General features: G+C 57.2%; 17 protein-coding genes, 4 tRNA genes and 1 pseudogene. 14 read left to right on the top strand and 8 right to left on the bottom strand.

Translation table 11 applies throughout. The annotated features are described in order from the left end of the window. The first annotated feature begins 4 nt into the window (after positions 1-4). From ACM62G_RS07505 to ACM62G_RS07495, 3 genes are all read left to right on the top strand, one after another. Positions 5-81: transfer RNA gene (locus ACM62G_RS07505), tRNA-Pro, on the top strand. A 5-nt stretch (positions 82-86) separates the two neighbouring features. After that, positions 87-162 (top strand) — tRNA-Lys (locus ACM62G_RS07500). Between the two features lie 93 nt (positions 163-255). Further along, positions 256-332: transfer RNA gene (locus ACM62G_RS07495), tRNA-Pro, on the top strand. A gap of 122 nt (positions 333-454) precedes the next feature. Here the strand turns inward: ACM62G_RS07495 and ACM62G_RS07490 are convergent. The 3 genes from ACM62G_RS07490 to ACM62G_RS07480 all read right to left on the bottom strand — a co-directional run bounded on the left by ACM62G_RS07490 (position 455) and on the right by ACM62G_RS07480 (position 2,787). Further along, entirely contained in the window at positions 455-1,762 is a 1,308-nt protein-coding gene (locus tag ACM62G_RS07490; protein WP_273824770.1) for an NAD(P)/FAD-dependent oxidoreductase, read from the bottom strand. A 63-nt stretch (positions 1,763-1,825) separates the two neighbouring features. After that, a complete protein-coding gene (locus ACM62G_RS07485) occupies positions 1,826-1,999 on the bottom strand; it encodes a DUF3094 family protein (protein ID WP_273824769.1) in 174 nt (57 codons plus the stop codon). A 158-nt stretch (positions 2,000-2,157) separates the two neighbouring features. Next, positions 2,158-2,787 (bottom strand): DUF1780 domain-containing protein, encoded by a 630-nt coding sequence (locus ACM62G_RS07480; protein ID WP_054058993.1) that lies wholly within the window; start codon positions 2,785-2,787, stop codon positions 2,158-2,160. A gap of 134 nt (positions 2,788-2,921) precedes the next feature. On the opposite strand from ACM62G_RS07480, the gene ACM62G_RS07475 reads away from it, so the two are divergent. Together ACM62G_RS07475 and ACM62G_RS07470 are read left to right on the top strand one after the other, a co-directional pair. Then, positions 2,922-3,620, top strand: a complete 699-nt coding sequence (locus tag ACM62G_RS07475) for an energy-coupling factor ABC transporter permease (RefSeq protein ID WP_054058992.1) — start codon at positions 2,922-2,924, stop codon at positions 3,618-3,620. 67 nt (positions 3,621-3,687) lie between these two features. Next, on the top strand, positions 3,688-3,903 hold the full coding sequence (locus ACM62G_RS07470) for a hypothetical protein (protein WP_054058991.1): 216 nt from the start codon (positions 3,688-3,690) through the stop codon (positions 3,901-3,903). An 11-nt stretch (positions 3,904-3,914) separates the two neighbouring features. Here the strand turns inward: ACM62G_RS07470 and yacG are convergent, their stop codons facing one another. The 5 genes from yacG to pilB are packed head-to-tail and all read right to left on the bottom strand — an operon-like array spanning position 3,915 to position 8,532. After that, positions 3,915-4,118 carry a DNA gyrase inhibitor YacG gene (gene yacG / locus ACM62G_RS07465; RefSeq protein ID WP_017905425.1) on the bottom strand — a complete coding sequence of 68 codons (204 nt, stop codon included), beginning with the start codon at positions 4,116-4,118 and terminating at the stop codon, positions 3,915-3,917. Then, complete coding sequence (coaE, locus tag ACM62G_RS07460; RefSeq protein ID WP_054058990.1) at positions 4,115-4,738, bottom strand: dephospho-CoA kinase; 624 nt, start codon at positions 4,736-4,738, stop codon at positions 4,115-4,117. The genes yacG and coaE overlap by 4 nt, the downstream gene beginning before the upstream one ends. Continuing rightward, positions 4,735-5,607: a prepilin peptidase gene (locus ACM62G_RS07455; RefSeq protein ID WP_273824765.1), complete on the bottom strand. Its 873-nt coding sequence runs from the start codon at positions 5,605-5,607 to the stop codon at positions 4,735-4,737. The genes coaE and ACM62G_RS07455 overlap by 4 nt, the downstream gene beginning before the upstream one ends. A 3-nt stretch (positions 5,608-5,610) precedes the next feature. Then, positions 5,611-6,828 carry a type II secretion system F family protein gene (locus tag ACM62G_RS07450; RefSeq protein WP_419736952.1) on the bottom strand — a complete coding sequence of 406 codons (1,218 nt, stop codon included), beginning with the start codon at positions 6,826-6,828 and terminating at the stop codon, positions 5,611-5,613. 3 nt (positions 6,829-6,831) lie between these two features. Then, positions 6,832-8,532 carry a type IV-A pilus assembly ATPase PilB gene (pilB, locus tag ACM62G_RS07445; RefSeq protein WP_054058987.1) on the bottom strand — a complete coding sequence of 567 codons (1,701 nt, stop codon included), beginning with the start codon at positions 8,530-8,532 and terminating at the stop codon, positions 6,832-6,834. Positions 8,533-8,756: 224 nt separating this feature from the next. Between pilB and ACM62G_RS07440 the strand changes: the two genes are divergently transcribed. The 9 genes and pseudogenes from ACM62G_RS07440 (at position 8,757) to ACM62G_RS07400 (ending at position 17,977) form a co-directional block, all read left to right on the top strand. Beyond that, positions 8,757-9,155, top strand: coding sequence for a pilin (locus tag ACM62G_RS07440; RefSeq protein WP_419736951.1), 399 nt, complete (start codon positions 8,757-8,759; stop codon positions 9,153-9,155). Positions 9,156-9,276: 121 nt separating this feature from the next. Further along, positions 9,277-10,920: a hypothetical protein gene (locus ACM62G_RS07435; protein ID WP_419736950.1), complete on the top strand. Its 1,644-nt coding sequence runs from the start codon at positions 9,277-9,279 to the stop codon at positions 10,918-10,920. 403 nt (positions 10,921-11,323) lie between these two features. Beyond that, positions 11,324-12,382 (top strand): O-antigen ligase family protein, encoded by a 1,059-nt coding sequence (locus ACM62G_RS07430; RefSeq protein WP_419736949.1) that lies wholly within the window; start codon positions 11,324-11,326, stop codon positions 12,380-12,382. A 39-nt stretch (positions 12,383-12,421) separates the two neighbouring features. Beyond that, positions 12,422-12,497 (top strand) — tRNA-Thr (locus ACM62G_RS07425). A gap of 161 nt (positions 12,498-12,658) precedes the next feature. Beyond that, positions 12,659-13,954, top strand: a complete 1,296-nt coding sequence (locus tag ACM62G_RS07420; RefSeq protein ID WP_419736948.1) for a tyrosine-type recombinase/integrase — start codon at positions 12,659-12,661, stop codon at positions 13,952-13,954. Between the two features lie 290 nt (positions 13,955-14,244). Beyond that, positions 14,245-15,201: a hypothetical protein gene (locus ACM62G_RS07415; RefSeq protein ID WP_419736947.1), complete on the top strand. Its 957-nt coding sequence runs from the start codon at positions 14,245-14,247 to the stop codon at positions 15,199-15,201. A 46-nt stretch (positions 15,202-15,247) separates the two neighbouring features. Then, on the top strand, positions 15,248-15,517 hold the full coding sequence (locus ACM62G_RS07410) for a helix-turn-helix transcriptional regulator (protein WP_375135886.1): 270 nt from the start codon (positions 15,248-15,250) through the stop codon (positions 15,515-15,517). A gap of 77 nt (positions 15,518-15,594) precedes the next feature. After that, positions 15,595-17,007: pseudogene (locus ACM62G_RS07405) on the top strand (DUF927 domain-containing protein); the annotation flags it as partial. A gap of 88 nt (positions 17,008-17,095) precedes the next feature. Further along, complete coding sequence (locus tag ACM62G_RS07400; protein ID WP_419736946.1) at positions 17,096-17,977, top strand: hypothetical protein; 882 nt, start codon at positions 17,096-17,098, stop codon at positions 17,975-17,977. The last annotated feature ends 2,876 nt before the right edge of the window (positions 17,978-20,853 follow it).

Here is a 20,853-nt window from a genome sequence, read left to right as displayed (position 1 = left end):
AAACCGGGGTATAGCGCAGTCCGGTAGCGCGCCTGCTTTGGGAGCAGGATGTCAGGAGTTCGAATCCCCTTACCCCGACCATATTTGGGTCGTTAGCTCAGTTGGTAGAGCAGTTGGCTTTTAACCAATTGGTCGTAGGTTCGAATCCTACACGACCCACCATTTTTGAAACCAGTTCGCTGGAATCAAATCTTAAGATCGGAAGCCAAAAGCGCTGATCGCAGAAGGCGCCTCTTGAAGGTGCCTTTTTTTTACCGGGGTATAGCGCAGTCCGGTAGCGCGCCTGCTTTGGGAGCAGGATGTCAGGAGTTCGAATCCCCTTACCCCGACCATATTCAGAAAAAAGCACTCGCAAGGGTGCTTTTTTTTTGCCTGTTTTGGGGTGGCTTGTTGATGCTCGCGTGTTGCCGGCGAAGGCGGCCGCAGGGGCTGCCTTCGCCGAGATGCCGCTCGATCAGTGCAGCTTCAACCGCGGATCGGTCCCGCGTCCGATTCGGCTGCCGAGCATCAGCATCAGCGTGCGGAACGTCCCATACAGCGCCATCTGGTGCATGCGGTACAGCGACACATAGAACATCCGCGCCAGCCAGCCTTCCAGCATCACGCTACCGGTCAGGTTGCCCATCAGGTTGCCTACGGCCGAGAAGCGCGACAGCGAAATCAGCGAGCCATAGTCGGTGTAGCGATACTCCGGAAGCGCTCCGGCCTTGCCCTCGACCCGTTGTTTCAATGACTTGGCCAGCAGCGATGCCTGCTGGTGGGCCGCTTGCGCGCGCGGCGGTACATTGCGGTCGCTGCCAGGCTGTGGGCAGGCCGCGCAGTCGCCAAAGGCGAAGATGTTCTCGTCACGGGTGGTCTGCAGGGTTGGCAGGACCTGGAGCTGGTTGATCCGGTTGGTCTCCAGCCCGTCGATCTCCTTGAGGAAGCCGGGCGCGCGGATACCGGCGGCCCAGACTTTCAGGCTGGCTGGAATCACCTGACCATCGGCGGTGATCAGGCTTTCGTTGGTCACCTCGCTGACCGCCGCGTTGGTCATGACCCGTACCCCGAGTTTCTCCAGGGTCTTGTGCACCGGCCCGCTGATCCGCTCCGGCAGGGCCGGCAACACCCGTGGACCGGCTTCGATCAAGGTGATATGCATGTTTTCCGGCTTGATCCGGTCCAGGCCATAGGCCGCCAGTTCATGGGCGGCGTTGTGCAGTTCGGCGGCCAGCTCGACGCCGGTGGCGCCGGCACCGACGATGGCGACGCTGATCATCTGCTCCGGTGCGTCGTTCTGCCCGGCATGGGCGCGCAGGTAGTGGTTGAGCAATTGCTGGTGGAAGCGCTCGGCCTGCTTGCGGGTGTCGAGGAACAGGCAGTGCTGCGCCGCGCCCTGGGTGCCGAAGTCGTTGGTGGTGCTGCCGACGGCGATCACCAGGGTGTCATAGGCCAGCTCGCGAGCCGGCAGCAGTTCCACGCCGTTTTCGTCGTAGGTCGCCGCCAGCTGGATCTTTTTCCCGGCACGATCAAGCCCGCTCATGCGGCCCAGCTGGAACTCGAAGTGGTTCCATTTCGCCTGGGCGACATAGTTGAGTTCGTCTTCCGAAGAGTTCAGGGAGCCGGCGGCCACTTCGTGCAGCAGGGGCTTCCAGATGTGGGTCAGGTTCGCGTCGACCAGCACGATGCTGGCCGTGCCGCGTTTACCCAGAGTCTTACCCAGGCGGGTCGCCAACTCCAGGCCGCCGGCGCCGCCGCCAACGATCACGATACGATGGGTCATGGGGATATCTCGCAAGGCTAAAGGAAATCTGTGCTTGCGTTATCCGGGCGAGCGCGAGGCAGCTCATAGCGCCAGATAACTCAGGAGGCGGCTCAACAGGCCCAGGCCGATCACAATGACGAGCACCACCACCAGGAGCATCCACGGCCGGAAGGGCCGGCGCTCGACTTGGTGTTGAGAAAGTTGCAGGTACTCTTCGACATGCTTCTGGTCTTCCGGGTTCAGGCGGCTGCTCATAAAAGAAGGTCTCCTCAGGTAGACGTTACCGAGTGTGTAAACGCTACAGGGGTAATCCCGCAGCGTTTACCTGAGCATAGCCACCTGCTGGGCAGGTTCGTCGTATTGGCTGAATGATAACGCTTTGTATCATTCAGGCGGGCAATTTCGTCACAAACCTATAGGCTGATACCCACATCGAAGACGATGCTGCGCCCCAGGTTGCCACGCAGGAAGTCGGGCGCATCCGGGTGGGCGAACAGCACCCGGGCGAAGGTCGGTCCCACCAGTGACAGCGAGCGCCAGCCCTGGCGCAGGTATTCGGTGGGCGGGGGGAAGTGGCTGTTGAGGTCGAGGACCTCGCGCTTCAGGCTGGCGAAGGCGATGATGTCCAGCTCGCTGAGGTCCAGGCCGCGCTCCTTGTAGTTGTGGGATTTCTTGCGCAGGGTCGGTGCCAGGCGCAGCAGCAGCTCGGAGGCGGGGATACGCCGCGGCTTTGCCTCGCGGCGCACCAGCTGGCTCAGGGAGAAGGCGCTGCGGCGGCGTTGCAGCTCCTCGCGCCATTCGTCATTGAGGCGACGGCCTTCGTCGAGAACGAAGAACACCTCGAAGCGGGCATCGCGAAACAGCACATCCGGCGGCTCCTGGCCGGCGGGATGGAAGTCCTCGTTACGGTAGGGCACGTTCAGCCCCTGCAGCAGGCGCTGGCAGACCCAACGCTCACGCTCCCATTTGCGGGCATTGGAAAGAAACGTGTTGGCTTGCTCGGCCTGGATGGTCAGCAAGCGTAAGAAATCCGAATCATCCATGGCCCAAGCTTAGCGTTGAAATCGTGACAGCAGGAAGTGCTCTGCGGACTTTCTCCGGGCTCCCGTCATTTCGCCCGGTGTAGACTGTGGGAACCAGGTAGACAAGGAGTGGCGGGTATGACGCAGAGGTGCTTGTGATCGGCGCGCAATTGCTGGCGCCCGGGAGCCTGGTCATTGGCTGGCTGATCTACGTGCCGGTGGTGCTGTGGGCGATCTGGCGTTCGCCCTGGGTTGAACTGTTCACCGATAGCCGTCGCCAGCATCTGCTGTTCGGCACCGTATTTGCCCTGTTCCTGCTCTGGCTGTTGCGCCGCGATTTCGACAGTGGCGTGTCCTATCACTTCATCGGCCTGACCGCGGTCACGCTGCTGCTCGACTGGCCCCTGGCGATCGTCGGCGCGCTGGTGGCGCAGCTCGGGCTGGTGCTGCTGGGGCGCCAGGATCTGGCGGCGCTGGGCGTCAACGGCAGCTTGCTGATCGTACTGCCGGTGCTGGTCACCGAAGTCTGCGCGATCGTGGTGGAACGCGCGCAACCACGAAATCCCTTCGTCTACATCTTCTGCTCGGGGTTCTTCGCCGCGGCTCTGGCGGCCTTGCTGTGCCTGCTGTCGAGCCTGGCCCTGCTATGGTTCGACGAGCGTTTCGCGATGCCGGAGTGGCTGGAGGATTTCATCGGCTACCTCTGGCTGATCATCTTTCCCGAGGCCTTTATCAACGGCATGGTGGTCAGTGCATTGGTGGTGTTCTGCCCGGAGTGGCTGGAGACCTTCAACCGCACGCGCTATCTGTCGGCACCGTGGAAGGACAACGAGCCGCCCGGAAACTCCCGTTGATCTGCATCAAATGACCCGCTTCGCCAGGCGCTCATGCTGGGAAAAACACCCGGGGAGGGGCGCAGTGATGAGTGTGTACGAATGGGCGCGTCAGGAAGTGCGGGCCAGTCTGGATGCGGCACAGGCGGCAGGCTTCGAGCCGGGGTTGGGGCTGCGCGCCCTGCTCAGTGCGGTGGTGCAGCAGAGCAAGGCGGTGCGCAGTGCCGAGGATCTGGCCGACGAGCTGCAGTTTCTCGCCGAAAACCTCGATGACGATCAGGATTATGGCTTCATGCGGCCCTGATCCCGTTGCGATCAGTGAGTGCGCGGCGACAGTTCTTCGGAGAACAGCTCGTCCTCGGCATCCGGGGCGACCGGGATCTTGTGCTCTTCGGCCGCCCAGGCGCCGAGGTCAATCAGCTTGCAGCGGTCGGAGCAGAACGGCCGGTTGGTATTGGTCGCCTTCCATTCCACGGGGGCTCCGCAGGTTGGGCATTCGACGGTCAGGGGCTGGCTCATGTTCGGCCTCCTTGTAAGGTCAGGTAGAAGTTGTGCAGGCGCTCGACTTCGCTGTGCAGCCAGGCGAGGTCGCGGTCGTTGACCAGGACATCATCGGCGTATTTCAGGCGCTCCTCGCGGCTGGCCTGGGCCTTGAGAATGGCCTGAACCTGCTCCTCGCTGGTCTGGTCGCGCAGCAGGGTGCGCTCGACCTGCAGCGCTTGCGGCGCATCGATCACCAGCACGCGCTGGGTGGTGGCGTATTGGCCGGACTCGATCAGCAGCGGTGAGACCAGGATCGCGTAGGGCGACTGTGCCTTGGCCAGGTGGCTGGCGATCTCTGCGGCAATCAGTGGATGCAGCAGCGCTTCGAGCCAGCGCCGCTGTTCGGCGTCCGCGAAAATCAGCCGGCGCAGGGCGCTCCGGTCCAGCTGGCCGTCGGCCTGCAGCACGCCGGGGCCAAAGTGCTCGGCGATCTTCAGCAGCGCCGGACGCCCCGGTTCCACCACCCAGCGGGCGGCGTGGTCGGCATCCACAGCGTGGATGCCCAGGTCTATGAAGTGCTGGGCGGCGGCGCTCTTGCCGCTGCCGATGCCGCCGGTCAGGCCGAGGATCCAGGGTTTTGTCGCGGGTGTGGTCATTGGAAGCCGGCAAAGTGCAGATAGGAAGTGGTTATTTGACCACCCCAGAGCAATGCAATCCAGCCGGCAATCGCCAGATAGGGGCCAAACGGGATTGGCGTCGAGGTCTGGGCGTTGCGCAGGCGCAACAGCATCAGCCCCAGTACCGCGCCCACCAGAGATGACAGCAGGATCGTCAGCGGCAGGATCTGCCAGCCGCCCCAGGCGCCGAGCATCGCCAGCAGCTTGAAGTCGCCGTGGCCCATGCCCTCCTTGCCGGTCAGCAGCTTGAAGACCCAGTACACCGACCACAGGCTCAGGTAGCCGGCGACCGCGCCCCAGAGCGCGTCGCCCAAGGACGTGAACATCGCGAAGTGGTTGGCGATCAGCCCCATCCAGAGCAGGGGCAATACCAACACATCGGGCAGTATCTGGTGGTCGGCGTCGATCAGGCTCATGGCCAGCAGGCCCCAGGTCAGCACCAGCAGCAGACCGGCGGGCCAGCCGAAACCGAAGTGCCAGGCGATGAACGCCGACAGCAGGCCGCAGGCCAGTTCGGTCAGGGGGTAGCGCTTGCTGATCGGTGCCTTGCAGCTTGAGCATTTGCCGCGCAGCAGGGCGTAGCTGAGCAGGGGCAGGTTTTCCCAGGCGCGGATGCGATGGTTGCAGTGTGGGCAGTGGGAGTGAGGCAGCAGCAGGTTGTAGGTCGTACCGGGCTCGGCTTGTGGCAGGCCGAGTACATCGTGGGCCTGGGCGCGCCAGTCGCGTTCGAGCATTTTCGGCAGGCGCCAGACGACGACATTGAGGAAGCTGCCGACGATCAGGCCGAGGATGAGTGCGCAAAAAACAAAGGCCAGCGGGTGGCTGGCCAGGAAATCGGGTAGGGGCATCGTTTAGACCACTTGGCCAAGCTTGAAGATGGGCAGGTACATGGCGATCACCAGGCCGCCGACGATGACGCCGAGCACGGCCATGATGAGGGGTTCCATCAGGCTGGTGAGGCTGTCGACGCTGTTGTCGACTTCGGTTTCGTAGTAGGTCGCGACCTTGTCGAGCATGTCGTCGAGGGCGCCGGACTCTTCACCGATGGCGGTCATCTGCAGCGCCATGCTGGGGAAAACCCCGGTGGTGCGCATGGAGAAGTTCAACTGCATGCCGGTGGAAACGTCCTGCTTGACGCGGTTGACGGCGTTCCTGAACACCACGTTGCCGGTCGCGCCCGACACCGAGTCCAGGGCTTCGACCAGCGGTACGCCGGCGGCGAAGGTGGTCGACAGGGTACGGGCAAAGCGGGCCACGGCCGATTTGTAGATGATCGGCCCGATGATCGGGACTTTCAGGAGCGTGCGGTCCATCCAGTTGCGAAAGCGCTCGGACTTCTTGTGAGCGCGTATCAGTGCATAGATGCCGCCGCCCAGACCGAGGGTCACCACCCACCACCAGTCCTGCAGGATCTGCGAAAGACCGATCACCATCAGCGTGAACGCCGGCAGTTCCGCACCGAAGCCGGCGAAGATCGCCTGGAATTGCGGCACCACCTTGATCAGCAGGATCCCCGAGACAACGATCGCCACCAGAATCACCGCGATCGGGTAGTTCATCGCCTTCCTGATCTTGGCCTTGAGCGCCTCGGTCTTTTCCTTGTAGGTCGCTACCCGTGAGAGCAGGCTTTCCAGGGCGCCAGCCTGTTCGCCTGCATCGACGAGGTTGCAGTACAGGTCATCGAAATATTCCGGTTTTTTGCGCAGCGAGGTTGCGAAGCTGTTGCCTGCGGCGACTTCCTGCTTGATGTCGTCCACCAGCTTGCGCATGTTCGGGTTGTCGAAGCCTTCGGCGATGATGTCGAAGGACTGCAGCAACGGCACGCCGGCTTTCATCATGGTGGCCATCTGGCGGGTGAACAGGGCGATGTCCAGGGGCTTGATACGCTTGCCCTTGCTGAACAGCGACGAGCCTTTCTTGCGAACCCGGCCCGGGTTGATCCCCTGCTTGCGCAACTGCGCCTTGACCAGCGCCGGGTTGTGGCCGGTAAGTTCGCCGGAGACCTTGGTACCTTTCTTGTCGGTGCCTTCCCAGGCGTAGGTGCTTATCTTTACCGCTTTCGTCGCCATGAATCAGTCCTTGGTGACCCGGTTTACTTCTTCCAGGCTGGTCAGCCCCTGCATGGCCTTGCGCAGGCCCGAGGTCCGCAGGTCGTTGAAGCCTTCCTTGCGCATCTGTTCGGCGATCTCGATCGAGTTGCCTTCGGCCATGATCAGTCGTTGCAGGTCGGGGGTGTTCTTCACCACCTCGTAGATTCCCACGCGCCCCTTGTAGCCGCCATTGCACTGGTCGCAGCCCACAGGTTCATAGACCTTGAACCTGCCGATCTGATCCGCAGGGAAACCTTCCTTAAGGAGTGTTTCCTGGGGAATATCGATTTCCCTCTTGCAGTGCGGGCACAGTTTGCGTGCCAGGCGCTGGGCGATGATCAGGCTGACCGAGGTGGCGATGTTGAACCCGGGGATACCCATGTTCTGCAGGCGGGTCAGGGTTTCCGCGGCGCTGTTGGTGTGCAGGGTCGACAGCACCATGTGGCCGGTCTGGGCCGCCTTGATCGCGATTTCGGCGGTTTCCAGGTCACGGATCTCGCCGACCATGATCACGTCCGGGTCCTGGCGCAGGAACGAGCGCAGGGCCTGGGCGAAGTCCAGGCCCTGTTTCGGGTTGACGTTGACCTGGTTGATGCCTTCCATGTTGATCTCCACCGGGTCTTCGGCAGTGGAAATGTTGATATCCACGGTGTTGAGGATATTCAGGCCAGTATAGAGCGAGACGGTCTTGCCCGAGCCGGTGGGGCCGGTGACCAGGATCATGCCCTGCGGTTGCTTGAGGGCCGTCATGTACAGGTCTTTCTGATCCGGTTCGTAGCCCAGGGCATCGATGCCCATCTGGGCGCTGGACGGATCGAGGATCCGCATGACGATCTTCTCGCCCCACAGGGTCGGCAGGGTGTTGACCCGGAAATCGATGGCCTTGGTCTTCGAGATGCGCATCTTGATCCGGCCGTCCTGGGGTTTGCGACGCTCGGAGATATCCAGGTTGGCCATGACCTTCAGGCGCGCGGCGATCCGCCCGGCCAGGTGAATCGGCGGCCGGGCGACTTCCCGGAGCATGCCGTCGGTGCGCAGGCGCACGCGGTAGACCTTTTCGTAGGGTTCGAAGTGCAGGTCCGAAGAGCCACCCTTGATCGCATCCAGCAACATCTTGTTGACGAAGCGCACCACCGGGGCGTCGTCGGCATCCTGGCCGGCGATCGGGTCGTTCTTCTTGTCATCGATCGACTCGATGTCCAGGCCATCGAGGTCGACATCGGCCATGTCTTCGAGACCGGTGGCCCCGCTGTCGAAAAACTTGTCGATGGCGTCGGTGAGCTTGTCGTCCTCCACCAGGATCGCCTCGGTATTGAGGCCGGTGCTGAACTGGATATCGGTGATCGCCTGGTGGTTGCTCGGGTCGGAGATGCCGACGAACAGCTTGTTGCCGCGCCGCCATAGCGGCAGGACATGGTGCTGGCGGATCAGCTTCTCGCTGACCAGGCCCTTGGGCTGGCTTTCCTTGTCGAGGCCGTTCAGGTCGAGCAGGGCGACGCCGAAGTGCTCGGAGGCAATCTCCGCTACCTCGCGGCTTTTCACCAGCTTGTTCTGCACCAGGTAGCTGACCAGGGACATCCGATTGCGTTGGGCTTGCTGATACGCCTGCTGAGCGTTCTTGTCGGTAATCAGCTCGGCCGCCACCAATTGCTTGGCCAGGCCGGAGAGGGCGATATCGTTCATGTAGGTACCAGACACGGACATTGCGAGTTTTATAGCGTAGTCGGGCTGTGGTGCCAAATCGGGGATGGGGAGGTGACAAAAAATGTCAGGTTTTGTTGTTCTGAAGCAGTCTTTGCAAGTGGTAAGGGTTCAACCACTGGCGTGCGGCAGTCTCATAAGGCATGGCACGGCGCGTGCTTTGACGTACACGAGCCATACGGCCTTTTCACGTCTGGAGACGAAATATGAATGCTCAAAAGGGTTTCACCTTGATCGAACTGATGATCGTCGTGGCGATCATCGGCATTTTGGCGGCGATCGCGTTGCCTGCGTATAACAGCTATACGCAGAAGGCCCGCTTTGCCGAAGTGAATACTATGGCTGACGCCTATAAGACGGCCGTGGCTGTCTGCATTAATGATCTAGGTACCAAAACCAACTGTACGGCAGGCTCCAATGGTATCCCTGCCATTCCTGCTGCCACTCCTAACTTCGCGTCTGGTTCTGTGACTGACGGCACAATCAGTTTGACGGGGACTACTGCTGCGGGTGGCTGGACAACTATCCTCGCACCTACTCTCAACGCTGGTAATATCACTTGGGCTCAGACTGGTACCTGTGCCGCGGCTAACACCTGTAAATGATATTGAATACCTACGGGGCCTAATAATCCAACGTAGTGAAATGAAACTGGTACTCCCGTTAAAGAGTACCAGTTTCATGAGCGCTAAGCGTTTGAACGGCTAAATAATTAGGAACGCTATGGTGTCGCGTCGATTGTTTTTTTTGTTGCTTGTCGTTTTTTCTGCTGGCCTGTTGCTGATACTTTGCTTTCCTTTCTTGAATAATCCCTTGGTTTTTGATGATGAGGCCTTTTTCGGGGAAGGTACCCCTAGTTCCATGCTATCCATGGGCTTTAGCCTTGCTCCACGGTTATGGGTGTACCATTCCATGGCCGCCAGCTTCGTCTATCTCAGTGACAGGATCATCTGGTTGCGAGTGGAGAATCTGATTCTCCATGGCTGCACGGCCTTAGTGGTTTTCGGATTTATTCGTCAGCTTCTCAACAGCCTGGAGAGACGAGCCTCTTTTTTTCTGAGTACAGATACCGCGGCCTTCATTGTCGCTTTTCTATTCGCCGTACATCCGTTGGCCATCCAGACTCAGGGTTACTTGGTCCAGCGCACTATAGTATGTGCCACTCTTTTTGGCCTGCTGGGGCTATGGGCGTTCTGGCAGGGGCTGTGTGGAAAGCGCTGGGCGCTTTGGGTGTCCTGCCTGTGCATTTTGCTTTCGCTGTATGCCAAGGAGCATGCCGTGATGTTGCCGGCATTGTGTTTCCTGTTATGGATATTGCACCGCCGTAGCCGACTCTCCGTTTCGTTCGGTACCAAGGAAATTTTTGCAGTGCTGGCGGTACAGGGCATTTTTGCCCTATCAGTTGTATTTTGGGCCAAGGGGTTGATCGGTAATACCTATGAGCTCAAGAGTGGGGAGGTGCTCAGTGATGAAGCATTCCAGCCGAATGGCTCGCTGTATGTGTTGAGCGTGCTGAACCAGACGGGCCTGTTCTTCAAATACCTCTCGGTCCTGATCTTGCCCCAAGGCAAAACGATGGGGCTTGATCTTCGTGTGCCCTTTCCTCTGGGGTACGGTGTCTGGTGGGCCTGGGCCGGTCTCGTGGCCTTTGTTGCCTATGGTCTGGCAGCCTTCACATTGCTGTTGCGTGGGGCTCGTAACGGTCTCCTGGGTTTTGCGTTGCTGTTCCCGTGGGTGATGTTCGCGACGGAACTGGCTGCAGTCCGTTTGCAGGAGCCTTTCGTGCTGTATCGCAGTTATCTGTGGATGCCGGGATTGTTCATTGCCCTAGCATTGGCGCTGCTGCGGCTCAAGAGAATTTATCTGGTTACCCTGGTTCCCTTTTTTGCACTTTACCTGCTTGGGCTTTCCTATGATCGGCTGATGACCCTGTCTACCCCTGTGCTCGTGTGGGATGAAGCCGTTCAATATTATGAGGCGCAGGACGACAAACAAGGTCTTTTTGGTGGCTACCGGGTTTATTACAATCTTGGGGTGACATACCTGGATGCTGGCTTTGTTGATTTGGCGTTGAAAAATATCGACAAGGCGATAACACTTAAACCCAAGTATGAGTATGCCTATTATCAGCGCGGAAAAATTTATCTAATACGTGGAGAGGCAGAAGCGGCCAAGTTGGAGTTTGAACACGCTATAAGCCTCAGCCCTGACTATGCAAGGCCTTATGTCGGCATGGCTGATGCCCTGAAGAGCTTGGGGCAGTTGGACGAGTCGCAGCGTTACCTTGAATTGGGATGCGACAAAGGCAGCCCATTGGCCTGCGCCCGAGCTTATCCCAAGGCCCCGTTGATGCTGGCTCCAAAAGCCTGATCCTATTGCTGGTTGCCTGAAACAGATATTTCGAGGACGTGATGGACAGTGCCTGGAGTGGGCGGGCAAAGGCCTGGTTGCTATTCACGCTGCTTATGGCGGCCGTTATGGTTCTGGGGCATGGCCTGGGGGGCATATCGTTCAGCGTCTCGGACAGGTTGTCATTGCCAGTACCGCGCTTGTTTTCCTTCTGTGTTGTCGTAAATCATCGGCACCACCCAGTCTGGTTGATCAGCCTGCGGTTCTGACCTGTGGGTTGATCTTGCTGGCGGGTATAGTCTCTTCCCTAGGCGCACGTCAGCCGGCGTGGGCCCTTACGGAAGTTGCACTGATTACGGCATGCTGTCTTTGCGCCACAGTCTTTGCCCACGCACGACGTTCAAACGGGTTGTCTCTTGACCGAGTGTTGATCCTGTTTATCGTTTGGATCTGTGCGTTCAAGAGCTTCGATTTTCTGGCAGTGATGTTTCGCTCGTTCTCCGGCGGCATGGCTGTGCTGGACACAGACGTATTTCTGAGTGGTTTTTCCAACAAGCGTTTCTACGGTCAATTCCAGACATTCACCTTGCCGCTGTTAACCCTCCCGTTGCTATGGGTTACGAGCAAACGGTCCAGCCAAATCTGCACGTTCTCCCTCTTGAGCCTCTGGTGGCTTATCGCGATAACCGGGGGTACACGTGGCACCTGGCTTGGAATGGGGGTAGCCGCCGGCGTGTTGTTTGTCATCGGCCACTCCGGCAAGCGCTGGATTACCTGGCAGCTCTCTGCGGCCGCAGTTGGTATAACGCTTTACTGGCTTCTGTTCAGCGTTCTCACCAGTTATCTCGGTATAGGCGTCAGTAACTTCGCCGGCGACCGTCTGACCACCTCGCTCTCGGCCCGTGACGTGATCTGGCAACAGGCCTGGGACATGATCCGCGAACGCCCCTGGCTCGGCTTCGGCCCCATGCACTTCGCCGATATCCACAACCCCATCGCCGCGCACCCGCACCAGGCCATCCTGCAATGGGCCTGTGAGTGGGGCATCCCCTCCACACTGCTGGTGATGTGGCTGGTCGGCCGCGGACTCTGGGCCACCTTCCGCCTGGTCCGCGAACGCGCCGATTCCAACGACCCGGTCGACCTGCTGCGTGTCTGCCTGTTCGCCAGTCTTATCGGTGCCCTGACCCAATCGATGGTCGATGGCGTGATCGTCATGCCGTACTCCCAGTTGTGGTTGTCCCTGGTGGTCGGCTGGCTGATGGGCATTCACGTCTGGAAAGGTCAGCCCGCCAAACCGAACGTCTTCATTCACTGGTCATGGATGGGCATCAGCACGGCCGCCGTGCTGTTCCTGGTCTTCATCGTGATTCGCGACCTGCCGCATCAGGACGCGCGCAACAAGCTCTATCAACAGCAATACGGCGGACACTTCCAGCCACGTTTCTGGGCCCAGGGCGTGATCGCGATCAAGCCCGATTAGCTTGCTCCGTTCGTCGCCCGATGCTAGCGTTAGCGCCACGCCGGTGTAGCTCAGTCGGTAGAGCAGCGCACTCGTAACGCGAAGGTCGCAGGTTCGATTCCTGTCTCCGGCACCAGAGACCAGTTTCCAGAAGTCTATGACTGTCTACGAAACGCCCCGCAAAGCCCGCCTAGCGCGGGCTTTGTTGTTTCTGCCTGTCTCGTTTTGTCTCTGGGCATCTACGCGATTTAGGGATATGGTTAGGGATATCTCGGTTCGACAAGGAAACGTATCCCTATGGCGCGCACTGTGGTGCCTCTCACCGATCCCAAATGTGATGCGGCCAAGCCTCGGGAGAAGGATTACAAGCTGTTCGATGGCAAAGGCCTCTACCTGCTGGTGAAGCCGTCAGGGGTCAAGACTTGGCGTATGAAGTACACCAAACCTGATGGCCGTGATGGTTTAGCTACGTTTGGCAACTATCCGGCGCTCGGCTTGAAAGCGGCCAGGGAGCGACGCGCTCAGGCGCTTGAACTCCTTGCTGCTGGGAAAGACCCCATCGAGCAGGCGCGCTTGGACAAACAGGAAGCGGCTAACGCCCGGGCGAATACATTCCGTTTGCTCGCTCAGGAATGGCACGCGGCCTGCGCCCGTAAGTGGACACCTGGTCATGCTGCCACCGTATGGCGACGGATTGAATCACACCTGCTGCCCACCCTCGGTGATCGTCCGGTCGCGGAGCTGAAAACACGGGATCTGCTTGTTCCGCTGAAAGCGGCGGAAAAACGGGATACCTTGGATACGGCTGCACGCCTACGCCAGTACATGACGGGGATCCTCCGTATGGCGGTTCAGCATGGCCATCTAGATTTCAACCCTGCGATCGATCTGCAAGGCGCCACCGCTACCCGCAAAACAGCGCACCGGCCTGCTTTGCCATTCGAGCGCTTACCTGAGCTTCTCCAGAGAATAGATGCCGACAGCGGGCGCGGCCTGACCAAGCTCGCGGTGCAGCTGACCTTGCTGGTGTTTATCCGCTCTAGTGAGCTCCGATTCGCTCGCTGGGGTGAGATCGACATGGGAAGGTTGATGTGGGAAATCCCTGGTGAGCGAGCGCCCATCGAGGGCGTAAAGAACTCCCATCGCGGTTCGAAGATGAGCACATCACACTTGGTACCGCTCAGTCGCCAGTCAATTAGTGTCTTGGAGCGAATCCGCGATCTCACCGGCCGATTCGACTTGGTGTTTGCAGGTGATCACCATCACTGGAAACCCATGAGCGAAAACACCGTCAACAAGGCCCTGCGACGCATGGGGTATGACACGAAGTCAGAGGTGTGCGGCCACGGCTTCAGGACAATGGCTTGTTCAGCACTAGTTGAGTCGGGGTTATGGAGTAAAGACGCCGTCGAACGACAGATGAGCCATCAGGAGCGAAACACGGTGCGCGCAGCGTATATCCACAAAGCAGAACACATTCAGGAGCGAAGGCTCATGGTGCAGTGGTGGGCAGATTATTTGGACGCCAATCGAATGGAAGCGATCACCCCATACGACTTTGCTCACCGAAATGCCGTCGCGAGGGACGTTTGAGACTTCAAGAAACGCTTAAGGCATCGAGACCCTGCGATGCGTTACGGTCGTCACTGCTCGTGGATCGCAGCCACCTATCGGGGGTGTTTCATGTGTAACTCGTGTTTCGGCGACGGTGGAACCGTTGAAAATCCTGGACTCCGAACTGGAAACACATCGCTGGCCCACGCGGACAAGCAGGTGTATCAAAGCTATAGGGTGTTTCGCACCACTGTCGCCTGTCAGCCCTGTCGGCAGCTTAGCGATCATCTATCGCGCAGGCTCATTTTTCGATCAAGGGGGCGTGGGGTGTGATCTGGTCCGAAAATGAGGTGGAGCAATTCACGTTCGAGCTTGCGAATACTGACATCATTAGCCTGCTCGATGAGATCCAGATGATGGAGGATGCTGTAGCGGAAGTTGCACTTTTCCCTGAGTTTCGTGAGCACTTTTGCCAGGCATTTGATGTGATAAACGAGGCAGCTGCATATTGGCTCGAGGAAGGCTTGGAGTATTCCAGTCAAGCAAGGCGGGTAATCCATGAGACGTTCAGGCAGCGAGATCTCATTTACGAGCGATTGTGCTATGCCCAGTCGTTTTCGCTGCCGGATGTAGTGCGTCAGGTGCTAGGTCAAGCTGAAGCTATTTCTAGCTCTCGAATGGCGGCGAGCTACGCCTTCGCGCAAGCGCTGGACGCTGTTCAGATGCTTGCTGGCTGGTTGGGGAATGTTGAGCTCAATGTGTACGACATTAACCCTGACTTAGCCGAATTCCTAAGGCTGAATGATCCCGAGTTTTTTCACACCATGGTTGAGCGCCAACGCCGTACCCAACCAGGCAGGGAAGCTGAGGTCAGAGAGACCTTTGCCCAGTGGGTGGCTGAATCGGAAAAGGTTTTGATGCTTGCTGACCTTCATCGCCAGTCTGAAGTCGCGTTGAGCTCTGGTACGCTTCAGCCAGGTAGTTTTTTTCCAACGATGATCGACAAAATCTACACCGTGAAAAGCTCCGAGAGGGCGCGCTTGGCTGGCAAGGGAAACAGTCGGCCAGGTACCGCTACTCAAGATGGAAAGGCGAAGAAGCGGGAGCTCACTCGGGCCGCCGTTGAGCGTATCAAGAAGTCCTATCCTGAAATTGAACCTAAGGCACTGCTGTCCAGGTTGGTCGGCATAGAGGGAATCGGAACTCGCGACACGATAAGGGAAAATCTCAGAGCGCTGGGAGAGTACGGCCCGAGGAAAAAAAGAAAAACGAGCGGACCGTGTTGATTCGTTTTTGAGTTTTTAGTCTGTGCCTGTCTCTGTAGATATAGGCATGACTATGACCACTCTCTCCGCAGCAAACACCCTCCACTCTGGGCGCGACCCGCAGACCACACTGATTCGCATCACTGAAGTGATGGCCATCGTCGGGTTGGCCCGCCCCACGATCTACAAGCTGATGCAGCAGGCCGAGAGTGGCTTTCCGCTGCCGGTGAAGCTGAGCAACAGCACCGCCCGGGGTGCCCCGGTAGCCTGGGTTCTTTCCGAGGTTCAAGCATGGACGCGTAGCCGCATTCAGGCTCGTGATCGGGTGGCAGCATGAGCGTGCGCCGCTATCACTTCACTGGCCCATTCCATGATCCATACGGCGCAGCGTTCTGCCTCTACAAACAGGGGGATACCCGTCTGGGCTGGCACAACAATGCATTCCTGCTACCTGATCGTCAGGTCGGTCAGCATGGTGAGCACCTGCATTTCTATGACGCTGGAGCCCAGCTACCGCCAATCAACGAGTCGGGCACCCTAGAGCAGTGGCAGAGCCAGATAGGCGCTCTCTGTGTCGGTAATCATCGCTTGGCGTTTGTTGTCAGCACTGCCTTTGCCGGCCCCTTGCTTCATCTGTTGGGACATGAGTCCGGCGGTTTTCATCTTTACGGTGACAGTTCCGGCGGGAAGACCACGCACTTGCAAGTGGCCGCCTCAGTATACGGCGGACCACGATTGGTACGGTCATGGCGGTCCACCGACAACGCATTGGAGTCAATCGCTGCGGCGCACTCTGATGGACTTCTGATCTTGGATGAAATCGGCATGTGCGACGCTCGCATTATCGGCGAGACCGTCTACATGCTCGGCAACGGCACCGGCAAAGCCCGAGCGAATGATCGAGGACAAGCGGGCCGCTCCGTACAGGAATGGCGCCTGCTGTTTCTTTCGACCGGTGAGAAGACGCTGGCGCAGCACATGGCTGAAGCCAACAAAGAGCTCAAGGCTGGCATGGAGGTTCGTATGCTGGCGGTACCGGCGAACGCCAGCAAAGGGTTAGGGATGTTCGACACCCTGTGTGGATTTGAAGATGCCGCAGCGCTCTCAGATGCGCTCAAGCTGCGGGTAAGCAAGTTCTACGGTACGCCGCTCACAGCATTCCTAGAGGCCCTGTGCGCTCCTGGCAAGCTTCCCGGTCTGGTGAGCATCATGCGTCGTACTGTGGAGCAGTTCATCACACAGAACCTCCCGGCGTCAGCAAGTGGGCAGGTCCAGCGTGCTGCTCTGCGCTTCGGCCTAGCCGGGGCAGCGGGCGAGCTCGCCACTGCCTTGGGCGTGACCGGCTGGCCGGACGGCGCTGCGCTCACGGCAGCTCGCGTTTGCCTGCACGCATGGCTGGCGGAGCGCGGCGGTGCTGGGAACATGGAGGGGGAGGCCATCATGGCACGCCTGCGCCAAGTCATTGAGCGCTTCGGCGAGAGCCGGTTCACGCGGTGGGAGTCCATCGCCGCGAAAATTGATGAGCACGGCCCTCGCACAATTGATCGTTTGGGTTTCCGCAAAACTATGGAGCACGGCATGGGCGACACCATGCACACCACCATCACCTATTACGTACTCCCGGAAGCGTGGCGATCGGAAGTGTTCCGTGGAATGAACATCACCGCCGTGAACCGCGAGTTGATAGAGCGAGGCGTTTTACAGAGCGGAAAGGATGGTAAGGCGTCCAGCACCGTGCGCCTACCCGGTATGGGGATGCAGCGCTGTTATGTGGTGCTAAGCGAACCCAACACCGAGGCTCCGTTGGCAGAGGCTGGCGCGGCCTGAGGGCAGCAAGCCCACATGAGGCATGCGCCGGCGCGTTCGGCCTCGCCAGCCGCTCAACTCCTACCCCAATTCTATGGATGACAAAGTAATGAAAAGCCTTGAAAAACTGAACACCGAACGCACCCAACACCAAGCAGAGCTCAAGGAGCTCAATGGCCAAATCGCTCAATACGAAGTGGACCTTAGTGACCCAAACTATGCTCAAACACCGGCAGGTGAAGAGCTTCAGACCCGCCTACGGGAAGTGAAATCTAAGGCTGGAAGCATCGAGCACAAAGTTTCTCTGATTGATCAGGACCTTGCATGGTGGGGCCGGAAAGCCAAAAGCTCAGAGCTTATGGCAGAGTACAAAGAAGCTATGAATAACTGGGCAACTGACAAGCTAGACTTGGAAGGCAAGCGCAAGGTGTTGAGCGCGCGATTGGCGGAAACTAGGAGGCAGTCCGAAAAACTGATTGCTGATGCTCGTCAGGCTGAGGAGGAAGCTGCCCGTGCATATGCACAAGCTGTTGCCTGGAGCGATGTAGATGGAGAGAAAAAAGCAGCCGAGGAAGCCCAGAAAGCGGCGAAGGCTTTAAGTTCGGCGATGGAACATCAGCGCCGCCAAGGCTTGATGATCACTGCTATGATGCAGGAAATTAAGACCATCGACGCACACATCGAAGAGGCGGCTGAGGAAATTCTCAAGGCGGAACGCTCTGCAGTGGTAGTGGCCCTTGAGCGCCTGGAAGAACAGTGGGATGCATCAGTAAAAGAACTTCTGAACTTGGGGGCTAAGCTGTATGCCGCGAAGCGCTATATGGGGCGCGAAGGAATGGCCTTTCATCGCTTCCACGTAAGTAGCCAGATTGAAAGCTATACCCACTGGAGTGATAGAGATCTGGCTGCAATGAGTTATCAATATTCCCCTGCGCAGATTGTCAATATTAAGCTCACCCAGTCCGAACAGATAGCAAAACTGCCTGAATAATAATAAACGCATCACGTCCGCTTTGAGCCGTGATGCGTTTTATTTCCAAAAGCCCCAGCCTATCTATCGGTTAAGTCTCTACGACGCGCGGCAAGGAGTTTGAAGCCGCCAGCTACGATGGACTACCGTCGACCAAGGAGATCAGTCATACGACGCGATTTTAACAAAAAGTAAAGCTCGCAATTATCACAAAACCACATGCTAATAAATTGGACCTGCTAGGACATCAAGAAGTGAGTGGGCGACTGGTCGTACACTGTCGGCTGTTGAATCGTACCCATGCGGTGGAATACACAAAGAAGAGGTCCTTGCATTGAGCAGGCGTAGACAATGTCCATGAGTTTCTTCGTTGAGCCTTCCTGCGGACGCCAAATAACGTGAGTAACTTGATATTTCATTCTCGGACGGATTTGAGGCCAACCGGGTGCCCATCAAATCAGCGAACTCATCATCTGTGCTAATTCTGGACTTAATGGCGTAATTGATTCTATCCTGGAAATCCCATAGTGAATGGTTTGGTCGATTGATCATTGCTCTAGCCAGTGTCTCTAGCTTTGCGCCTTGAAGCCTTTCAATTCCGACAATTATGGAGCTTACAAAACTTACATGGTCGTGTTTATCATCCGCTAGGTCTGATACTATTTTGTCTAGGTTGGAATTGTACGGATCATAAATGGCCAATGCTGCAACGCCGAATTGAAAGTCGTTTTCGCAAACCGTGGACTGCAATCTAGTTAGTACCTCATCGTTGTCGGAAAACTGCTGTCGCAATATATAGGAAGATTCAAAATAGCTCTGTATCCTATGCCAAGAGCTATCCGCACTTTGTTTGAGAATACTAGTCCCAGTCAAACAGTGCCGTAGTAACAGATCGCTTTTGGGGATCTCCTTGGCTAGCGCCTGCAATAAAGGGACCCGAAGACACTCTTTGGTGCTTGAGCAGTAATCGAGAAAGCGCTGCCGCAAATCTGAATTAACGGACACATATGGGGCTACAAGTTCCCAGAAGTGCGATTCGGAGGTAAGATGTCCTAGTCTAGATATGAATTGTCCGCCGAAGCTCTTTTCTAAATCGCCCCAGTGCTCAGCCACTAATCTAACCAGCGCTGGTGACTCATTAGAGTATTGTCCCAGCGAAATATCTAGTGGCTTTTTACCCCACTCAAGGGGGTAAAATTGTTCCGTTGCCCCATACACGACCAAACCGGCGAACGCAGCCGCTCGCCGAGCATCATGATCGTGTCCAACCGCCGTTGCGTCTATAAGCAGGCGATCGATGACTGACTTCCGGTCTGTATCGATGGAGAGCAGTGCTTGATAGTTTTTTATAGCAGCGTGTGTTTTGAGAAGGCCGTCTACTTCATGGTCATACTTCTCCAGGATTTCCTTGGCAGTACCGTTTCGGTCGAATTCGCTGGAAGCAGCATCAATGATTTGCAATCGCATGACAGCTGAGAGAGAGCCAACCCTTTGAGCGATAATTCGCTGAACGACCGAATCGTCACGATAGGCTGAAGCTAGCAGACCAATGGGAGGGTTACGCCCGTTAAGCCTTTCCAGTGCAAACGCTTTAACCCTGACTTCTTGAGGGAAGAGCGTGATCAATTGGCCCGAACCTGAAAACAAGTGGTCTGGCTCGGGCAACACTCTGCTCACTAAAATATCTATAATTTCTCTATGGTCGGAAATGTCCAACTGGCTGAAAGCAGCCATTACTGTGTCAAACCTTACCTTAATACCACTGTTGAGAATTTTTAATAATTCATCAATGCACGCCTCGCGACTAAGAATTTTGGGGTATAAGCCAATTAGATGAGTTTTTCGCTCATCTGGCCATAGAAGCACCTCTTGCATCAGTTCGCGAACTTCAGGAAGTTCAGCTGCCCATCCTTCAACCAAAGGTGCCAGCGCCCAGAAGACCGAAAAGTTCTCGGCGTTTTTCGCCCTGTCTATTAAGTGCTGTGTAATTCTTGGATCTTGAATACAGTTGTACACCGGCCTCGCTACATACTCTTGATGCTCTATTTTCTTAGAAATAGCCGCGAGCACTAGCTGCTCTCGAACCTCGCTATTCATTTCCGAAAATTTCAAAAGCGGGGCCCAATTTCGCCCCATTCGCAAGACAAATGGATGGTCTGACTGCAATTCATGAGCGATCCATGCACATATCTGCTCATTATCAGCACTACAGCTCAGAAGATAGTGTTGGGCGATTTCCTTCTCAATCTCATCGTGGCGTCTGATACTTCCTTTTAATGTGCCTAGGCAAATTTCAATTATCTTAGGATTATCCAGCCAACCCTGTACTAAACTTTCTCCAGCCTGTGCATGATGTAAGTAACTTACTCCGTCGGGCCAGGTGCACAGTGAAAGTAGCGCTGATAGATCACTATCCTGGTGTAGCTGTAATTGAACCTTGCACCAAATAGCGCTCAACTTAAGCGCCTTGTCAGTAGCAGCAGCGGCTGTAGTCAACAAATCATTCAACATCGGATTTTCGGACCAACCGAGAGTTAGAGCCTCCAGAGATCGCGCCACTACTGCCAAATCGGAGTCACTACGAAGCAACCCCATCAGCCAGTGTTCTACCTCAATGTCACCTTTGTAGACGACAGCCAAAGCTTGAGCAGCGGCTCGAGAATTGGCCGGATTATCATCCTTAATTCCATGTTTCAACAAACTTAGCTGGTGTTCTGACCGCTCCCAACTTGCTAATTCGGAATAGAATTCTTGCAAGTACTCCACTGTCCGTATTCCCCAGCGGTTGATACTTTCCGAAGTTTTTTCTCTGAGCGTCGGGTTGTAAATTCCCCCTAGCGCAGCGGCAAGGTGGGCACTTCGTTCGCCACTCCACCCGGCCCCTCCAATGATATCCA

The sequence above is a fragment of the Pseudomonas sp. COR18 genome, assembly GCF_048568395.1.
GTDB classification, from domain to species: domain Bacteria; phylum Pseudomonadota; class Gammaproteobacteria; order Pseudomonadales; family Pseudomonadaceae; genus Aquipseudomonas; species Aquipseudomonas fuscovaginae_B.
The sequence above is the reverse complement of the archived record's forward strand: the minus strand, read 5'-3'. Positions and strand labels throughout refer to the sequence as shown.